The organism is Streptomyces sp. B1866, from assembly GCF_031932565.1.
Lineage (GTDB): Bacteria > Actinomycetota > Actinomycetes > Streptomycetales > Streptomycetaceae > Streptomyces.
Genome location: NZ_JAVSCF010000632.1, coordinates 1 through 419, shown reverse-complemented (window position 1 = coordinate 419; position 419 = coordinate 1). Strand labels below are relative to the sequence as shown.

Genomic DNA, 419 nt, shown 5'->3' with positions numbered 1-419 from the left:
GTGGCCTGCCGGGTCGGTGTGGGTGAGGGGGTTTCCCTCGCCGTCCCAGGTCCACGTCTCGTGCGTGCCGTCCGGGTGGTCGCGGCGGCTGGGCAGGCCCTCGGGAGTCCAGGTGGTGCGGGTGGTGTGGCCCAGGGGGTCGGTGAGCGTGGTGATGCGGCCGAACGGGTCGCGTTCGACGGTGGTGGTGTGGCCGAGCGGGTCGGTGACCGTGCGCGGTAGGCCCGCCGGGGTGGTGGTCAGGCGGGTGGTGTGGCCCAGCGGGTCGGTGACTGTCGTCAGGTGGCCGCGGTCGTCGTACGCGTACGCCGTCTCCGCGCCCGCCGGGTCCCGGACCGCGAGCAGGTTGCCCTGCTCGTCGTAGGTGTGGCGCCAGGTGGCGCCGCCCGGCTGGGTGACCTCGGTCGGCTGGCACAGGG

Annotated in this window: 1 pseudogene; it reads right to left on the bottom strand. The window is 74.9% G+C overall.

The window, feature by feature from the left end:
• Positions 1–419, bottom strand: a pseudogene (locus RKE29_RS30535) (RHS repeat protein); the annotation flags it as partial.